At 56.2% G+C, this 17197-nt stretch carries 18 protein-coding genes and 3 pseudogenes; 6 read left to right on the top strand and 15 right to left on the bottom strand.

The genetic code is table 11. From position 1 onward, the window contains the following. Window positions 1–10: 10 nt before the first annotated feature. Entirely contained in the window at window positions 11–1261 is a 1251-nt protein-coding gene (locus tag OA238_RS14620; protein ID WP_015495758.1) for a sarcosine oxidase subunit beta family protein, read from the bottom strand. A 203-nt stretch (window positions 1262–1464) separates the two neighbouring features. On the opposite strand from OA238_RS14620, the gene OA238_RS14615 reads away from it, so the two are divergent. After that, on the top strand, window positions 1465–2208 hold the full coding sequence (locus OA238_RS14615; protein WP_245581323.1) for a transglutaminase-like domain-containing protein: 744 nt from the start codon (window positions 1465–1467) through the stop codon (window positions 2206–2208). A gap of 9 nt (window positions 2209–2217) precedes the next feature. Here OA238_RS14615 and OA238_RS14610 read toward each other — a convergent pair whose 3' ends face one another. The 3 genes from OA238_RS14610 to OA238_RS14600 are packed head-to-tail and all read right to left on the bottom strand — an operon-like array spanning window position 2218 to window position 5270. After that, window positions 2218–2397, bottom strand: a complete 180-nt coding sequence (locus OA238_RS14610) for a DUF1653 domain-containing protein (RefSeq protein ID WP_044038361.1) — start codon at window positions 2395–2397, stop codon at window positions 2218–2220. 29 nt (window positions 2398–2426) lie between these two features. Then, window positions 2427–4151, bottom strand: a complete 1725-nt coding sequence (locus OA238_RS14605) for an adenosylcobalamin-dependent ribonucleoside-diphosphate reductase (protein WP_015495756.1) — start codon at window positions 4149–4151, stop codon at window positions 2427–2429. Window positions 4152–4202: 51 nt separating this feature from the next. Beyond that, the gene (locus OA238_RS14600; protein ID WP_015494121.1) at window positions 4203–5270 is read right to left on the bottom strand and encodes an IS630 family transposase; all 1068 of its coding nucleotides are present in this window, start codon (window positions 5268–5270) and stop codon (window positions 4203–4205) included. Between the two features lie 114 nt (window positions 5271–5384). Here OA238_RS14600 and OA238_RS14595 point away from each other — a divergent pair, with 114 nt between their 5' ends. Beyond that, a complete protein-coding gene (locus tag OA238_RS14595; RefSeq protein ID WP_144055910.1) occupies window positions 5385–6077 on the top strand; it encodes a delta-class carbonic anhydrase in 693 nt (230 codons plus the stop codon). Here OA238_RS14595 and OA238_RS14590 read toward each other — a convergent pair. Then, a pseudogene (locus tag OA238_RS14590) lies at window positions 6061–7612 on the bottom strand (IS3 family transposase). The gene OA238_RS14595 and the pseudogene OA238_RS14590 overlap by 17 nt on opposite strands. 56 nt (window positions 7613–7668) lie before the next feature. On the opposite strand from OA238_RS14590, the gene OA238_RS34525 reads away from it, so the two are divergent. Further along, the gene (locus tag OA238_RS34525; RefSeq protein ID WP_187293196.1) at window positions 7669–7905 is read left to right on the top strand and encodes a delta-class carbonic anhydrase; all 237 of its coding nucleotides are present in this window, start codon (window positions 7669–7671) and stop codon (window positions 7903–7905) included. Between the two features lie 200 nt (window positions 7906–8105). On the opposite strand, the pseudogene OA238_RS30320 reads toward OA238_RS34525, so the two are convergent. After that, a pseudogene (locus OA238_RS30320) lies at window positions 8106–8291 on the bottom strand (helix-turn-helix domain-containing protein); the annotation flags it as partial. 114 nt (window positions 8292–8405) lie between these two features. Between OA238_RS30320 and OA238_RS14570 the strand changes: the two are divergent. Continuing rightward, window positions 8406–9386 (top strand): integrase core domain-containing protein, encoded by a 981-nt coding sequence (locus OA238_RS14570; protein ID WP_015495755.1) that lies wholly within the window; start codon window positions 8406–8408, stop codon window positions 9384–9386. A gap of 55 nt (window positions 9387–9441) precedes the next feature. Here the strand turns inward: OA238_RS14570 and OA238_RS14565 are convergent. From OA238_RS14565 to OA238_RS35090, 3 genes and pseudogenes are all read right to left on the bottom strand, one after another. After that, window positions 9442–9780: pseudogene (locus OA238_RS14565) on the bottom strand (IS110 family transposase); the annotation flags it as partial. Between the two features lie 106 nt (window positions 9781–9886). Further along, window positions 9887–10165, bottom strand: coding sequence for a phage integrase central domain-containing protein (locus OA238_RS35095; protein WP_420806497.1), 279 nt, complete (start codon window positions 10163–10165; stop codon window positions 9887–9889). After that, entirely contained in the window at window positions 10129–10341 is a 213-nt protein-coding gene (locus tag OA238_RS35090; RefSeq protein WP_420806463.1) for an Arm DNA-binding domain-containing protein, read from the bottom strand. The genes OA238_RS35095 and OA238_RS35090 overlap by 37 nt, the downstream gene beginning before the upstream one ends. Window positions 10342–10886: 545 nt before the next feature. Here OA238_RS35090 and OA238_RS14560 point away from each other — a divergent pair. Then, window positions 10887–11168: a hypothetical protein gene (locus OA238_RS14560; protein ID WP_044036908.1), complete on the top strand. Its 282-nt coding sequence runs from the start codon at window positions 10887–10889 to the stop codon at window positions 11166–11168. A gap of 134 nt (window positions 11169–11302) precedes the next feature. Further along, window positions 11303–11632: an arsenate reductase family protein gene (locus OA238_RS14555; RefSeq protein ID WP_015495754.1), complete on the top strand. Its 330-nt coding sequence runs from the start codon at window positions 11303–11305 to the stop codon at window positions 11630–11632. A gap of 23 nt (window positions 11633–11655) precedes the next feature. On the opposite strand, the gene OA238_RS14550 is transcribed toward OA238_RS14555, so the two are convergent. Genes OA238_RS14550 through OA238_RS14525 form a run of 6 tightly spaced genes read right to left on the bottom strand, consistent with a single transcriptional unit; the run spans window position 11656 to window position 17185 of the window. Beyond that, on the bottom strand, window positions 11656–12585 hold the full coding sequence (locus tag OA238_RS14550) for an AEC family transporter (RefSeq protein ID WP_015495753.1): 930 nt from the start codon (window positions 12583–12585) through the stop codon (window positions 11656–11658). 4 nt (window positions 12586–12589) lie between these two features. After that, entirely contained in the window at window positions 12590–13384 is a 795-nt protein-coding gene (locus tag OA238_RS14545) for an MBL fold metallo-hydrolase (protein ID WP_015495752.1), read from the bottom strand. Next, entirely contained in the window at window positions 13381–14178 is a 798-nt protein-coding gene (locus OA238_RS14540; protein WP_015495751.1) for a TatD family hydrolase, read from the bottom strand. The genes OA238_RS14545 and OA238_RS14540 overlap by 4 nt, the downstream gene beginning before the upstream one ends. 9 nt (window positions 14179–14187) lie before the next feature. Next, a complete protein-coding gene (locus OA238_RS14535) occupies window positions 14188–15342 on the bottom strand; it encodes a DNA polymerase III subunit delta' (protein ID WP_015495750.1) in 1155 nt (384 codons plus the stop codon). Continuing rightward, window positions 15342–15983 (bottom strand): dTMP kinase, encoded by a 642-nt coding sequence (gene tmk / locus OA238_RS14530; protein ID WP_015495749.1) that lies wholly within the window; start codon window positions 15981–15983, stop codon window positions 15342–15344. Before tmk ends, OA238_RS14535 begins: the two co-directional genes overlap by 1 nt. A gap of 2 nt (window positions 15984–15985) precedes the next feature. Further along, window positions 15986–17185 carry a D-alanyl-D-alanine carboxypeptidase family protein gene (locus OA238_RS14525; RefSeq protein ID WP_015495748.1) on the bottom strand — a complete coding sequence of 400 codons (1200 nt, stop codon included), beginning with the start codon at window positions 17183–17185 and terminating at the stop codon, window positions 15986–15988. Window positions 17186–17197: the final 12 nt, after the last annotated feature.

Here is a 17197-nt window from a genome sequence, read left to right as displayed (position 1 = left end):
AGAGAGTGGATCAATGCAGATTGGGCTGATTGCCCACCCCTTTTTCGTCGATCATCCGGCCTTTTTCGAACCGATCAAACCTGTAGTCCGTCGCGAACGGGTGCGGCGCGTCTTTCGCCAGCAAGTGCGCAAAGCAATACCCGCTCGCGGGGGTCGCCTTAAAGCCGCCGTAACACCAGCCCCCATTGAAATAGAGCCCGTCGATATGGGTTTTGTCGATAATCGGGGACCCGTCCATCGACATATCCATGACGCCGCCCCACATCCGCAACAGTCGCGCCCGCCCAAAGGCGGGAAAGATTGCCATGCCCCCCTCGCAGACGTCCTCAACCACAGGAAGGTTGCCGCGCTGGGCATAGGAATTGTACCCGTCCAGATCGCCGCCAAACACCAACCCGCCCTTGTCCGACTGGCTGCAATAGAAATGCCCTGCACCAAACGTCACGACGCCAGCCATGACGGGTTTCAGACCCTCAGAGACGAACGCCTGCAACACGTGGCTTTCCATCGGCAAGCGCATATTTGCCTTTGACATCAATCGCGACGATGACCCCGCAACGGCGCAGCCGACCTTGCCCGCCCCGATGAACCCGCGCGACGTTTCCACGCCCAAAACCTTGCCGTTCTCGATTTTGAACCCCGTCACTTCGCAGTTCTGGATGATATCAACGCCGCGGCTGTCCGCCCCGCGGGCATACCCCCACGCCACCGCGTCGTGGCGCACGGTGCCGCCGCGATGTTGGGCCAAACCACCCTTGATCGGGAACCGCGCATCTTCGGTGTTTAGATAGGGGTAGCGTTTCTTGATCTGTGCGGTGGTCAGCATTTCGGCGTCCGCACCGTTCAGTAACATCGCATTGCCCCGCCGGATAAACGCATCGCGCTGTGCGTCGGTATGGATCAGATTCAGGATGCCGCGCTGGGAAATCATCGCGTTGTAGTTGAAATTCTGCTCCAATCCCTCCCACAGCTTAAGCGAAAATTCATAGAACGGCTCATTGCCATCAAGCAGGTAGTTGGACCGGATAATGGTCGTATTCCGCCCAACATTGCCGCCGCCAATCCAGCCCTTTTCCAGCACGGCAATGCGCTTGCCGCCAAATTCTTTCGCAAGATAATACGCCGTGGCTAGTCCGTGCCCGCCGCCCCCAATAATGATGATGTCATAGTGCGGCTGCGGTTCAGGATCGCTCCATGCAGGCGTCCAGCCCTTGTGACCGCTCAGCGCCTGTTTGATGACCTGAAAACCGGAATAGCGCATGTGATTTATCCCCTTTCTCACACATTGGACTTTCCATCTGCTACCGTCCTTTGGGGAACGGACATTTAGAGGTGCAAATACGACATATTGGTACGCAACGCCCACCTTGCGGCCGTTTGGCTTGCAGACTAGGTCGCACCCAAGCCACATCTAGAAAGCTTGCAGCCATGATCCTCAATATCGACGTTCAATTTGAGTACCGGATGGCTCAACCGACGGATGTTTTTATGCAGGTTCAGGCGCCAAACCTTGCCGATCAGCGCGTGCTTGACGAAACGGTCACGATGTCACCTATTGAACACATCAGAACTGTTGACGCCGAGGCTGGCATCGGCCGGCGCACCTTGCTGCGCACCACGGGTAATCTGGCCTATTCCTACAGCGCACAGATCGACGTGACCCGCCCCGTTCACGATATGTCGACGCTGGCCGCGGTTGCCCCCCATAAATTACCGGGTGATGTGGTGCGCTATTTGATGCCGTCGCGCTATTGCCTCCCCGATGAGGTTCAGGACCTTGTTGGAGCTGGTTTCGATCACCTGTCGGGTGGCACGCGGATCGCCGCTATACGCGATATGATTTTCAATAATTTTGAATATGTTATCGGGTCCAGTGATGCCCGAACCACGGCCGTTGATAGCTATGCCAATCGCCAGGGTGTGTGTCGTGATTATGCCCATGTGCTGATTTCACTGGCCCGCGCTGCGGCCATTCCAGCCCGCTTTGTCAGCGCATATGCGCCAAACGTTAAACCGCAGGATTTTCACGCCGTCGCCGAAGTCTATCTGGACGACGCGTGGCATCTTGTGGACCCGACCGGCATGGCGCGCGCGGACGAAACTGTGCGGATCGGCGTTGGCTTGGACGCAGCAGAGGTGTCGTTTCTAAGCAGTTTTGGCCCGATGACACTGTATTCGCAAGCCGTTGGCGTGACCGTGGTCAAGTAATCTGGCCCATTACAGCTGGCTGAACCGCCCGTCATTGAACTCTTCCACTGGGCGCACCCAGACCGCGCCGTTTGCATCGTCATAAATCACCACGTCGGATCGATCGGTCTCAAGAACGGCGGGGCCGATCAAACGGTAAAGCCCTCCCTTGTGGTGGCGATGTGTCGGCTGCCAGTCCTGCGTCCGCATCACGCGACGCCAAAAGGACGCTAAGCGGGTCACAGCGACAACACCGATCCGGTGGTCGCATTGGGCCGATAGGTCGTGCAGCCCTTGCAGCCGGCATCATAAGCCGCGCGGTAAATGCCTTTGAATGCCTCAAACGGGATGTCTTCGGGGCAATTCACGGTCCTAGAAATGCCGCTGTCGATCCATTCCTGCGCGGCTGCTTGCATGGCGATGTGATCATCGGGTGACAGGTCCGCGACGGTCACGAAACTGTCGGGAAGGGCCGCGTTAGGCCCGTATATCTGTGCAAACTGCCACGCCGCATAATCCATGACCCGCTCACTTGATTTTTCACCGTTGGCTTTGGTGATCGTGCGCGTGAACGAGGTCGAAAATATTGGCTCGATTCCCGATGACACATTTTCTGCAAACATGGATGTGGTCCCCGTGGGTGCAATTGTCGTCAGCGTGCCGTTGCGAAGCCCGTGTTGTTCCACCAACGCGCGAATGTCTTGATTCAGGGCCTGAATGCCCCGTGATGCCAAATGTTTATCGGCGTCATAGAGCGGGAAAGCCCCGCGTTCATTCGCCAAAAGGGCGGAGGCGCCGTAGGCCGCATTCTGGATCGTTTGCATCCAACTGCCGAGCAAAAACACCGCCTTTGACGACCCATACCGCACACCCATCATTGCAATTGCATTCGCCACACCCGTAACACCAACTCCGATGCGTCGCTGATCTTGCGCCTGTTGTCTTTGTGCATCCAATGCGAAGCGTGACACATCCAACGAATTGTCGAACATGCGAACCGCCACCCGCACCAGCTGGCGCAATTGTGTGACATCCAGTCGCGCGTCAGTGGTGAACGGCGCGCTTACCAACTGCGCGAGGTTTATGGACGCCAGCGGGCAGGTGCCATTGGGGGGCAGGGGCTGTTCGGCGCACGAATTGGTCGCCGCTATGACTTCAAGATAGCGCAGCGGGTTGACCGCGTTGATCCTGTCGATGAACAAAACCCCGGGTTCAGCTGCCGCGTAGGTCTGTTTCATGATCGCATTCCACAGATCACGGGCCCGCAGGCGGCGCATCACGGCTCCTTGCCAAACCAGATCCCATGTTTCATCGGCCGCGATTGCAGCCATGAATTCGTTCGTCGCCATGACGGACATGTTGAAATTACGCAGCCGCGTGCGGTCGGATTTGGCGTTGATAAAGGCTTCTATGTTGGGATGATCGCACCGCATCGTCGCCATCATCGCGCCGCGCCCCATCCCGCTGACAATCATTTTGCAGGTGGCGTCAAAGATATCCATCGCTGCAAGTGGCCCTGCCGCGCGGCAATCAAGACCGCGCACGACGGTGCCGGACGGCCGCAACATCGAGAAATCAAAGCCAACGCCACCGCCCATCTGCATCGTTAACGCCGCGTCCTTGAGGGTGTCCATGATCCCGTCAACGGAATCGGGAATTGTGCGCATCACGAAGGTATTGCACAGGGTCACATGGCGCGCCGTGCCGCAGCCCGACAAAATCCGCCCCCCCGGAAGCACCTTGAAATCGTGCATCGCGGCATGGAAGTCGGTGACCACTTTGTCCCGCACCGCTAAGGCTTTGTGGGCTGCCAAACCGTTCGCGACCCGCGCCCAAGTTTCGTCCAACGTCTGGTCAACTATGCCCCCAGCCGTCGCATATCGGTACTTCGCTTGCCAGATTTGTGCAGCCAGTGGTTGTGGAAATTCCGCGGTTGTTCCTTGTGTCCGTTTTGCATCACGCAATTTAGAATCCTATCTATACTCCCGCGCCTGAATTGACCTGAGGTTTTCCCCTCAAATCACTTTGTATTCCTTGAGCGATATGACGCGGAAGTTGTCGGTGACGGTGTCGCGGAACTCTGGCCATTTTTCTGGCAGGGTCTTGCGGAAGAAGTCGAAAATGGCCTCTGTGAATTGGTTGAACGTTGCATAGTGCCGATTGTGGGTGACCCATTTGTGCATAACACCCCAAAGACGCTCGATCGGGTTGAGGTGCGGGGCATATGCTGGCAAGAAATGCAACTTCACCCGACGTTCTGGGCTGTCCAGCCATGGCTGTAGTATCTTGGCATGATGATAGCGGGCATTGTCGACAAAGACGTGGATGGCCGTCTTGGTTTGGTTGTTGCGTTCCAACTTTTCCAGCATCTGTCGGGTTGTCTGGGCATTGATCTTCTCGCCTTCCACAAAGGTGACCTGGAAAGTCTCAAGGTCAAGCGCGCCCTGAATGTTGAGCCGCTTGCGCCCTGATGTCGCCTTCAGGGCCGTCTTTTGTCCCTTGGGGAACCAACCATGGGCGGGGCGGCTCTGGTGTTCGGGGTGGACAGCGTCCGAAAAGACAACCATCTCATCTGCGGCCAACCCGTTCATCAGGGCCTCATATTTGGCAATAAACGCAGCCTGCTTGGCTTCATCGGCCTGTGCAGGCAGCAATTGTGGTTTCTTATACGCGAACCCCAGGCGGCGCATCAGCTTGGCGGCTCCCGACGTGCTGTAGTTTTGGTCGCACTCGGCTAGAACATAGGCACAGACCTCATCGGCATTGCGGGCAGGCTGCGCGGTGAAATGGGCTCTCACCGCCTGCTCTTGCACGACGGACAAATGACCCTGACGCTGGCTGTAGTCCTTCAGACCGAAAAACGATAGTCCCGCACCGGCAAAGGCTAATCGCCACTCCGTCAAAACTGTCGGGCCAATATCCAAAATCCGGCAAACCGTTCCGGCGTCTTCTCCTGCGTCCAAAAGAAAAAACGCGCGCGCCCGTTTCCAAACAAGGGCGTCAACTTTGCGGCGGCGGCAAAGCGCTTCAAGTGCTATGCGCTGCTCGTCGGATAAGGAGACTGTTTTGTATTGCTTGCTCATAAACTCAAAATACAGACTGAACCGCCTTTGGCCATGCGACGAAGTGAATCGCAGGCCCAAAATCGTCAGGTCAATTCAGGCGCAGGAGTAAAGTATGACTATTTGGAGAAATAAATGACAATGTACAGAAGAAGATTCGCCACCTTCGGCATTCTGGCAACAGTGACAGCAACATCCGTTATTGCCGAAAATAGAACCGAAGTGGGTGATGATGTCATCGCGTCGCACCGTGCTGCACTGGCCGCCAATACGGACGGTCAGGGCTTTGGTCCACAGGCACCGCGCGATCTGACATCTGCTGTGGGTGAAAACATGCGTAGCTTTAACGACGCGCCCGCCTATGAAGAGATGAACATTTGCAACATCCACCTCCACGAAGGAGCAGAGCACAAAGGCGGTAGTTTTACCACATCTCTTGGGAATGGCGACGGCAAGGGCTACGGCACTGGTTTTGGCTATGATGGCGAGTTGGCAGATACAGAACTGGCACCTGTCGATGCCCCTATCGGCGCAGGTGAAAAGGGTTTACTTGAGCCGGGCATGACCATCGAAGTGCACTACGTCCACACGACCGCACAGGTGACACATGGCCCTACGCTTGGGTCTTGCCTGTCCGAAGCGCTCGCCAACCCACAGCTGCGTGTTGAGACCCAGGTGATGGTGCTAATTAACGACGCAGCGGCATTCAATTTTGTTGAGCTAGCGACCGTTGAAGAGGTCAGTGGATACTGGCAAGCGCCAAACCTGCCAAGCAACACTCGGTGTTTGTCAAAGGTGTTGTCCGCCGATTTCATGCAGCGTCTCTGATTTCAGAGGCGCTGATTTCGTTTTCTGGGTTCAGCCAGACGGGTCCTGCTGGTTGCCAGTTTCGGGTTTTTCTTGACCAGCGTTGCGGGTTTTGCGCGCGAGCAGTGGCATAGAGATTGGCACGATTTGTGAGCGTTGCACGATCATGACCTGCGTGGCACGCATTCGGCGTGACGAAGCGGATGGCGCTGTGCAGGTGTTCACTATTGTACCAACCAGCGAAGGTTTGGACCCAGGTTTGAGCATCCGCCTTGGTGGCAAAGCCCTTGGTCGGCCAGTCCGGGCGGTATTTGCAGGTTCGGAACAACGCCTCTGAGAAAGGGTTGTCGTTGCTTACGCGAGGGCGACTGTAGGAGGCCGTGATCCCTAGTTTTTCCATCGTCACCTTCATCGTGGCGCCCTTCATAGGACTGCCGTTGTCAGCGTGCAGAACCAAGGGGCGCAACTGACAGCCCTCCGCTAGCACTGCTTGCCGGATCAGAATGGCAGCCAGATCCGCACTTTCACGCTCATGGATGTACAGCCCACGATCTTCCGGCTGAAGATGTCCACGATCAGATACAGATAGAAGAACATGCCTGCGACAGGTCCCGGCATCCAGGTAATGTCCCAGGTCCAGACCTCACAGGGCGCACTGGCCTGATAGCTTGTGGGCTTCTTACGCTTGACTGGGGACTTGGCTCGACCCCGGTGATGCTGCAATCCATTGGCGCGCAAAATGCGGTAGAAACTCGATTCCGAGGCCAGATATCGACCCTGATCGGCTAGCTTTGGCACAATCTGACTTGGGGGAAGGCTAGAGAACTCCTTTGAATTACAGACATCTAGAACAGCCGCGCGTTCTGCCGTACTCAACGCGTTTGCTGGTTCCGCACGCGGCACGAGGGGGCGCTTATCAGGGCGAACCTCGCCGTCTTTTGTCCAGCGCCGCAGAGTGCGTTCGCTGATTTCCAACTCGGAACAGGCTTTGGCGCGCCGCGCTCCTGCGGTGACGGCCTCATTGATCAGAGCAACTGCGGTTTGGCGATCTGGGGTGCTGATCATGCGTCCTCTCCGTCCCCCCAGATCGCTGAGGCCTTTTTTCGCAGAACAAGCAGTGCTGCAGTTTCGGCCAGTGCGCGATCCTTGCGAGCAAGCTCGCGTTCCAAATCTTTCATCCGTTTCTTGTCTTCCTTGGTCGCACGCACAAGACGTGCTGCACTCGTGCGGTCCCAGTCGTTGGCCTGCTCGCAAGCAACTCGCCACATGGCAATCTGCGCCGGGTAAAGGCCGCGTTTGCGGCAGTATTCGGCTAGGTCAGCCTCGTTCAGCGCAGCAGTTTCCAACACCGCCGCAAACTTGTCACGTGAAGACCAGCCCTCAGGGCTCGCATCAGCGTCAGGCAAAAGCTGCCCCTTGTTGCGCGCCTGAGCACGCCAAGAGAAAAGCGTCGCCTCCGAAATCCCTTCCTCCTGCGAAAGCTGCCGAATGGCCACGTTGTTCGGCGGAAGCATCCGTTTCAGCACAGCTGCTTTTCGTTCCAGTGAATATCCCATGTCATTGTCCTAATCCGCCCACCTGAAAATTAGAGAAAAATAGAGCAGCGGACAACATCCCTGACACACTGGGCACTGGCACGCCAATCGCATATGACGGGTCGACAACTGGGCCAAGCTACAACGAAGCTGGATCTCCGTTACAGGTCAGTTGGTCTGTGCGTCCTGACGTGATCAAGGTAGACATCAACTCTGTTGGCGCATGGTATGCGGACAACATCTTTGACGAAGGCCATGCGCACGGTGTGCGCAACCTTGTGCTTTATCCAGCGCTGTTGTCTCCGATCAACTAAGTCGTACCATTGCGATGCGAAGGCCCCTTCATGGCGTGGGGCCTTTTTGCGTTCTGGACGCAGGTGTTGTCCTAAAAACCAGGACCACTTCAAATATCTTGGATGACGCGAAATGGTCATTCGCCGCGTTTGCAGCATCCACGCGCCATATTCCAGAAGTCACAAACGCAGTTTTTAAGGCCGAACTGTGTGGTCTCTTAGGCCTGCCGTGCTGCTTGCGGGCAATAGCTGCCGTCTTCCTGCCGACCCCGCGCCAACTCACGGCAAATCGTGCTTACTGGGCGTTGCAAAATCTGCCCGATGGACCGCTGACTGCTGCCCCTATTATGCTCGGCTAATATCACACCACGGTCCTCGCTACTGTGGTGCCTGCTTCGTATGTCCATCGCAACATCCTATGACCTGAATAAGTTCAGATAGATGTGAGATAAAATTTTGTTGCCAAGATTTAGGCGACCTCGGAGACTGAGAATTGAAAGAAACCAGCTCACGAGGCCAATATGCAAATCATCGGACTGCACAAGAACGTTTATAAACTTTATGCTTGGGCGCGGACACAAGAATGTTTGGACGTGTACCGTATCAAATACGAATGTCAGGTTCGGCAATGGGACGACTTACGTACAGAGGGCGTTTCTCTATCAAAGTGCGCTGAATTCGTCGGCATCTCGCGCGCGACATATTACCGTCACAAGCGTATTTTGAAGGATTTGGCGCAGGCAATCATACCGCCTTCAAAGGCTCCCAAACGCTGCAACAAGTCACAGTGGGGCGAGGCAGAAAAGCAATTGGTGCTTGAGGCCCGCCGCGACAATGAAACCTACGGTAAGGAGAAAATAGGGGCCATCTTGCGTCGCGACAAAAAGCAAACCATGAGCGATAGCACCGTGGGGCGCATTTTGAGCTTTCTAAGGAAAAAAGGCCTGATCACACGATCAAGATCTGCGCCCCAAAAGCGCAAGCGTAATTTTTCCAAGGGGCATGCCAAGGGATGGAAATATAGGGATTACAAAGATATTGTGGTTGGCGAGCGTGTGCAGATCGATCATATGACTGCCACGAAGAACGGCGTCACGTGCAAACACTTTCAAGCCTGGGAGAGGTGTAGCAAGCATATCCACGCGCAAGTTTATTCGAATGCCACGGCACGCTCTGCCAAACGGTTTTTGCAAGAACTCGTGGAAATAGCTCCCTATAAGATCATCTCAATTCAAGTCGATGGCGGGTCTGAGTTTATGGCCGATTTTGAGACAGCGTGCGAACAGATGGAGATCCCGCTCATTGTGCTGCCGCCAGCAAGGCCAAAATACAACGGTGGTGTCGAGCGCGGTAACCGCACCTTCCGCGAAGAGTTCTATGCATGTCGTGATCTCATTGCCGACAGCATAGGAGCGATGCGGTTTGAACTTCGAAAAGCCGTCGATAAATACAACACATTCAGGCCTCATCATGCCTTGAAAGGCAAGACACCAATGGAGTAAATTCGAATCACTCAGGCCAAAGTCGTGTGAGTCTCAAAACACCTGAACCTATACACACAGGACTGAACCAACCCGTGCGCAGGACTTGAGCAATGCCGCGTGCATCATTCTTATCCGTCTTGTTGCGCATCGCTGACAGCGCCGCATTGACCTGACGGGCCTCCATGCAGACCACATCAAAGCCTTCTGCCTTCAGGCCATAGAAAAGGTGCTGGCTCATCGTGCCCGCTTCAAAGCCGACCCACTCAATCGGATGCCGAAAACTTGCAAGGCATTCTGTAATATCCTTGATCTCACACGGCAGTTCGCGCTCCAACAGCATCGTCCCCTTGCTATCAACAATGCAAAGCGCACAGTTTCGAAGCGAAACATCTAGTCCAACAAAGTATTCCATCATCTATCTCCCTTGTTCACAGCTATCCTGTGATCTTAACGGGAGCTCGACCTCAGAACAGAGGGCAGCCCAATTATGCATGCTTTGGGCGACCTCGCCAAGGTTCTCATTCACGCGGTTGGACAGCGTTACGTCGATGCGAGTGTCCCGGCCTCCCTCCCGACCAACGGATAATCTGTCCAAGGCGCGTGAGCGCCTTAACCGCCGTGGGGTGTTTGTCCTGCCAGATCGGTTGAAGTGTGTCGCTGACATTATCGACCGTTAGGTCAATTACCGACAAGTCGCCGAGCGTGGGGAAAATGTGCGTTTCAAGTGGCGACATCCATCGTCCTGCCTCGCCGCCGCGTTTCAACTTCTGCTTCGTTCCAAGGTAGGCTTGGGCGATCTCGTGGAGAGCCCTCCCCGGCGCGTGAGCGCCCTCCAGTGGCCAAGGGTGTGTGTGCCTTGCTTAACCAAGAACTGAGCCTCCCTGTGGCGCTCAAGCGCCGCTTTGAGCGATATGACAGGGTAGGGGCCGAAGCCAATTTTGCGGCGCTTCTTTTTGAGCTGATATCGATACACCTAGCTTTTTGACTGCCCATCGACCTTCAGGAACAATCCCCCGCCGTCCTGCATATCCTTGGTCGCAGCTCTGCATTCTGCATCCTCCAATCTCTCGCGCCCTATCGTCTCCGTGGTGAATCCCGTGGTCCATTCTGTGGTCCACTTTTAGATCGATACCCCGTCTAAGGAAAGCGCACAAGTATACCATCGCCTATATTGTATGGGGTTTTACTCGACTCATGCGCTGATATAAAGTGGAGGATGTGGTGCGCCCCGACCGCACCAAAAGCTCTTTACGCTGAGCGTAGTTTCTCCTTTCCAAGGTATAGTTATTTTACCTTGCCTGCGCGTGGGTCGTGTTGGCATTCACCGTACTGCAACGGAAATCGACGTAAGAAGCGCTCACGTTTTAACGACATCAATGCGCCATCCGACAACATGATTCAGCCTATCGGGTTCCGATTGCCGCCCATGTGGTTCGTAGATTTCGGTCCTTCCAAAGCAGCTTGCCAAGCCTAGTAAAAGTTCCTATTTTGTTCCTAATTATTGATTGAGGGACCAACATGACTGATTCCAGCGAGATCGCGCCGAAAGTGCATTATATCTGCCAGACATACGTGGCAAAGATGGGGAAGGGCGCTGGGGAGGCCAGCCTGCAAATCGGCAAGCAATTTGAATATACGTCAGCTTCGCCCGCGCAAGAACGTGCAGAACGCGAATCCAGGTCTGAGGCGTGTGTCGGCGCTGACGCTTATATGGTGATCGAAGATCAAGAGTCTGGTGAGATCAGTTTGCCGACGTTTCTAGCACGGTTCGGTAGCGTTCCTGAGATTGATGCATTCTAGATCGAACGGACCAAACCCGTTAACTGGGTGTGGGGTTGGATCAATAGTTAGTTGCGACGCTGTTGCGCCAAATCTGTTGCGTTGGGCAGGCTGATGCATAAAGGTGCGGGATCATCGCGAGGGGAATTTTCGACATGATTATTTATGGATTGAGCACTTGTGCCGTGTGCCAGCGGGCCCGCAAAGACCTTGAAGCCTCTGGCAAGGACGTCGATTTTCGCGATATCCGTGCTGAACCGCTTGATGAGGCTGAATTGGGCGAGCTGATTGTGGAGTTTGGCGATCGCTTGGTGGATCGCAGTTCAAACGATTACCGCGCGCTTAACGATTGGTTGAAAAATTCCGAGGCTGAGGCGCAGATTGCGGCCAAGCCAAAGGTCATGACCCGTCCGGTGATCCGCGATGGTGACAACTTGTATCTTGGCTGGGATGAGACTGTCCAAAGTGCGTTGCTCGCGGGTTGATATCGTGATTGCGGGACACGTTGCTATGGCAGCATCCCAAGCCAGAGCGCGGTCGTCAAAATCGACAATCCTGTGCCAACCAACACCGCTGATGCCACCACCCGTTTGGCCACACCGTACATGTTTGCGAACACATAGGCGTTGATGCCCGGCGCGACGGAAGCCGTCAGAACCGCCGACCGGAACGCCTCCGTTGAGAGATCGCTGGCACTGCCCAGTGTCCAGACGATTGCCGGATACAAACCAAGCGAGACCGCGCAAACGAATAGAATGGTGCGCATGTCACCTTCAGGGCGATAGCGATACAGTACGCCGCCCAAACCAAATAGCGCTGCGGGCAGGGCCGCGCGTACCATTAGATCCACAGCATCTGTAAAGACCACCGGCAATGGAATGTGCCCAAGATTGACGACAAATCCCAGCGCGATCCCCAACACCAAGGCGTTTGAGAACATTGCCTTGCCGACCTTCACAGGGATATGGCGCAGTGGCGTCCCTTGGGCGCGTACAAGTTCCATCGCGGTGATGCCTAGCGCGTAACCAAAAGGTGCGTGAAACGCGATGATCGCGTAATTTCCCAGCAATGCATCCGCGCCATATGCGCGTTCAGTAATCGGCAGGCCCAGAAGTAAAGTATTTGAAAACAGACAACAAAACGAGATCGCGACGCAATCTTCCCACGGGCGTCCAAATAGATAACGCGCCCCCAAAAGCCCAACAGCAAATGCCCCAACCACACCGCTGTAAAAGCTGAAAAGCAGCGGAAGATCAAAGTTTTGTTGCAGATCAAGCGTTGAAATCGCGCGAAACAACAGGCACGGAATGGCGAAGTTTTGCGCGAACTTCATCAGTCCATCAACCGTGCTATCGGCAAACAATCCGCGCCACACGGCAAGGTAGCCAAACCCCATCACGATGAAAACTGGCAGGACGATGGTAAAGATATTTGACATGGCGTTAGTCGGCGAGGGTTAGGGTCAGGCCATCGAAAGCGGGCTCAATATTCGGCGCCGTTTCAGCCGCCAGCGTCGCATAGTCCAGATCGATGTGCATGTTGGTCAGCACTGCTTGCTTTGGCTGAACACGATCGATCCACTCCAGCGTCTTTGCCAGATGCGCATGGGTCGGATGTGGGTCGCGGCGCAGTGCGTCGACGATCCATAGATCAAGGTTTGTCAACAGCGGCCAGACATCATCGGGAATGTCGGACACGTCGGGCAAATAGGCGGCATTGTTGATGCGAAAGCCGAGCGCATCGATGCTGCCATGTTCGACCTCCAACGGGATAAACGTGATCGGGCCACCGGCGCCGTCAATCGTCACGTCGCCGTCTATCGTGTTGAGGTCACAAATCGGTGGGTAATTTGACCCTTTGGGCTGAACGAATGCATAGCCAAAGCGTGCCAATAACTGGTTGCCCGTGTCGCCGTCGGCCCAAACCTGTAGGCGCTGGCGCATGTTATAAACGATCATCCGGATATCATCGAGGCCATGCACATGATCTGCATGGGCGTGGGTGTAGATCACCGCGTCAAGTTCGCCGACATCCGCGTCCAACAGCTGTTGGCGCAGATCGGGTGAGGTGTCGATCAACACACGCGTGACGCCGGACGGCGTTGTTCGCGTCACCAAAAGGGAGCAGCGTTTGCGGATGTTCTTGGGGTTGGACGGATCGCAGTCCCCCCAGCGTCCGCCCAATCGCGGCACGCCGCCTGATGATCCGCAACCAAGGATCCGCAGGGTGATGGTCATGATGACCACCCCGCAGCTTTGGCAAACAGGCGGTCGAAATTGGCCGATGTTTGCGCGGCGAAGTCTTCGTAGCTCAATCCGAACACCTCGGCGCCGATTTTGGCGGTGTGTGCAGTATAGGCGGGTTCATTGCGACGCCCGCGATGGGGCGGCGGCGCGAGGTAGGGACTGTCGGTTTCGACCAGAATGCGATCAACGGGCGCGCTGGCAAAGATATCGCGTAGCTCTTGTGATTTAGGGAATGCTGCGATGCCCGACATCGACAGATAAAAGCCAAGGTCGATTGCAACGCGTGCAAGCTCCGCGCTGCTGGAAAAACAATGCATGACGCAGGCAAAGGGTTTTTCCTTGTGCGCCACGCTCAAGATGTCGATCATATCGTCATCGGAGGCGCGGTTGTGGATGATCAGCGGCAAACCGGTTTCTTGTGCGGCTTGAATGTGAACCCGCAGGGATTGTTTTTGCACCTGCGCGGTTTCCGCCGTGTAATGATAATCCAGCCCACTTTCACCGATGCCGACCATTTTGGGATGCGCTGTCAGCGCGATCAATTCGTCAAGCGTTGCCATAGGTTCGTCAGCCGCGCTCATCGGGTGGGTGCCAGCCGCGTAGAAAACAGGTGCGAAGTCTTCGGCGATTTTGCGCACCTGTGGTTCCAGGCGCAGCCGCGTGCAGATCGTGACCATCCGCGTCACGCCTGCGTCCACTGCACGCGCAATTACGTCGGCGCGTTCCGCGTCAAAATCAGAAAAATCGAGGTGGCAGTGGCTGTCGACGATTTGGGGTAGGGACATTTGCGACCTTTAAACGGGGGCCACGTCCTGCGCAGCCTTTTCGATCTTAAATAGCGTATCAAGGATGAGGGCGGCAGGGTCAAGATTGACCGCTTTGCCGTGACGCGTGCGTTCTGTTACCTCTTGCGCCAATGTCGCCCAAGCGCGGGCGGCGGCGTCATGAGGCGCGAGTTTAGCCAACAACAATGCCTCACCCGTTGCGGCCTGCGTTGTTGGCGGCCCCTGCAATCCGGCGCGGGCGGCGCGGGCAAGAAATTTATCGATCAAATCGAGGGTCAGCGCGAAACGTGTGGCACCCGCCTTGCCAATACAGCTGTCCGCGAGTTTCAGGGCGCGGGGTCGGTCAAAGTTAGGCAAGCCATTAAACAGAAATATCAAATCTGAATACAACGAAAGCCCGTCTAGGTTGGTCAGCCTAATCGCCTCGCCCACAGAACCGCCCGAAAGTGCTGTCAGCGCATCACCGCGATCCACCACAATATCGGCCTGCGCAAGGGCTGCCGTCACATCATCTGCTCCCAACAACCCGCAGCGCAATATCCGGCAGCGTGACCGGATCGTCGGCAGCAGACGGGACGGTTGGTGCGACACCAGCAGAAAGAACGTGTTCTTTGGCGGCTCTTCAAGAACCTTCAAGATGGAGTTGGCGACCGAGGGGTTCATCTCGTCTGCGCAATCAATGATGACGACACGGCGACCACCATCCGCCGCACTTTGATGCAAAAATTCCATCAGCTTGTTGGGGCCACCCTTATGACCGCGCAGCGCCGCCATGGTGATCTGGTCTTGCAGGCCGCTTTCGGTGACATTCATCGTGCGACGAACAACAAACAGACGTGGATGTGCACCGGCGCGCAGCAATCGCAGATCACCATTATCATCGTCGACATCTAGGCTTATGGGCGCGGGCGGTGCGCCGAACATGTCATCATCAGCCGCCAAGGGCTGGGACAACAAAAACGCGGCCATGCGCCATGCGAGCGTGGCTTTGCCGACGCCTTGCGGTCCGCTGATCAGCCAGCCGGAATGCAACCGGCCAGACGTGAATGCGTCAAGAAAATCGGCCTCAGCGCGGGATTGGCCAAACAGGATCGCGGCCTCCGACGGATGCGGCGCGCCTTCGATTTGGTCGGGGCGAGGGAGGTCTTGCGGCGCGATGGCCATCAGGTGGCAGGCATTCGGTCGGCCACGTGCACTGTGATTTCAGCGGCCACAGCCACGGGGTCGCGGTTGCCGTCGATCAGCACACAGCGATCTGGATTGGCCTTTGCGAGGGCGAGGAACCCGTGGCGCAAGGTTTCTTGAAAGGCCAGCCCCATGTCTTCAAACCGGTCTTCGCCCGATCCGCGCGCCAATCCGCGTGACAAAGCCACTGCCGGATCCATATCGATAATGAACGTCAGGTCCGGTTCGCGGCCAATCATGACGTCATGCAACGTGTCCACAGCACCACGCAACGCGCCGCGCGTGGCACCCTGATAGACGCGAGTGCTGTCGGCGAACCGATCACAAATCACAGTTTTTCCGGCTGCCAAAGCTGGGCGGATCGTCTTTTCAAGATGGTCGCGGCGCGCTGCCGTAAACAACAGAATTTCAGTTTCTGCCGACCATCGATCCGGATCACCCGTCAGCAAGAGCGCGCGGATTTCTTCTGCACCGGCGCTGCCACCGGGTTCGCGGGTCAGCACGGCATCTGGAAGGCGGTCTTTGAGCAATTTGGTCTGGGTTGATTTGCCTGACCCGTCGATCCCCTCAAATGAGATAAACAGCCCGTGCGGGGGGCCGTCATGGGCGTGCTCGGCCATGATCACTCCGCCTCAACAGCGTCGGAGTCTGTGGCGTTGATCCTCTCAATCAACACACCTGCCGCTGTGCGCAGACGTGAACTGAACCCGCCGGATGCAACAGATGCGTCTGCAACCAACGGCACGCGCGTTTCGGGCAGGTTTTCAAGGTGGATCACCAATTCGGCAATCGTGTCTCCTTGCGCAATTGGTGCTTCGATCGGGCCGTTATAGACGACTTCGGCGCTGATTTCGCTGCCACCTGATGTGGGGACCAATAAAGACAAATCTTCTTGTAACAAAAGTCCCACAAGGGGCTGCTCGCCACGCCACACTTCGGCTTGCGCAATGCGGGTACCGCTGCGGGCAATGTCGCGTTGGGTGAATTGGCGGAAGGCCCAATTGACAATGCGCTCGGCTTCTTCGGCGCGTTCTTGCACTGTTTCGTGCCCGGTGACGACGAAGATGATGCGGCGGTCACCTTGTTTTGCTGACCCGACGAGCCCGTAGCCCGCCTCGATTGTATGGCCGGTCTTAAGGCCATCCGCCCCGATGCCCAACGACAGTAACGGGTTGCGGTTTCGGGTATTGGCAGGGTGTTCGCCGTCATAGTCGAATTCTTGTTCAGCAAAGAGTGGATAAAAGGTCGGGTAATCGGTGATCAATCGATTGGCGAGCAGACCCAGATCGCGCATGGACATACGCTGGCCTGCAGCTGGCCAACCGTTGGAATTGGCAAAGCTGGAATTCAGCATGCCAAGCTGTTGCGCGCGCACGGTCATCTGCTGGGCAAAGCCCGCTTCGGTGCCATTGCGCGACAGACCCTCTGCAATCACGCACGACGCATCGTTGCCCGACAGCACGATAATGCCGCGCAACAGATCATCGACCCTGACGCGGTCCGTGGTATCCAGAAACATCGTCGATCCGGTATAATCCATGCAGTGCTGGGACACAGGAAGCACGTCGTCCACCGTCAGGAACGGGTCTTGCCCGTTAAGCGGGTTGATCGCCTCAAACGCCATATAAAGCGTCATCAGTTTCAACATAGATGCAGGTGGTAGCGGGTCGTCCGCGTTTTTTGCCAGCAAGACAACGCCGGTGGAATGATCCAGCACATAGGCGGCCGAGGCGCGGGTGTCGAACGTCTGCGCGCCGACGGGGGCAGCACTGGCGATAAACAGGGCAAACAGGGCGAATGGGGCAGCGATGTGGCGGATCATGGGGCCTCTCGG

Source organism: Octadecabacter arcticus 238 (genome assembly GCF_000155735.2).
GTDB classification, from domain to species: domain Bacteria; phylum Pseudomonadota; class Alphaproteobacteria; order Rhodobacterales; family Rhodobacteraceae; genus Octadecabacter; species Octadecabacter arcticus.
The sequence above is the reverse complement of the archived record's forward strand: the minus strand, read 5'-3'. Positions and strand labels throughout refer to the sequence as shown.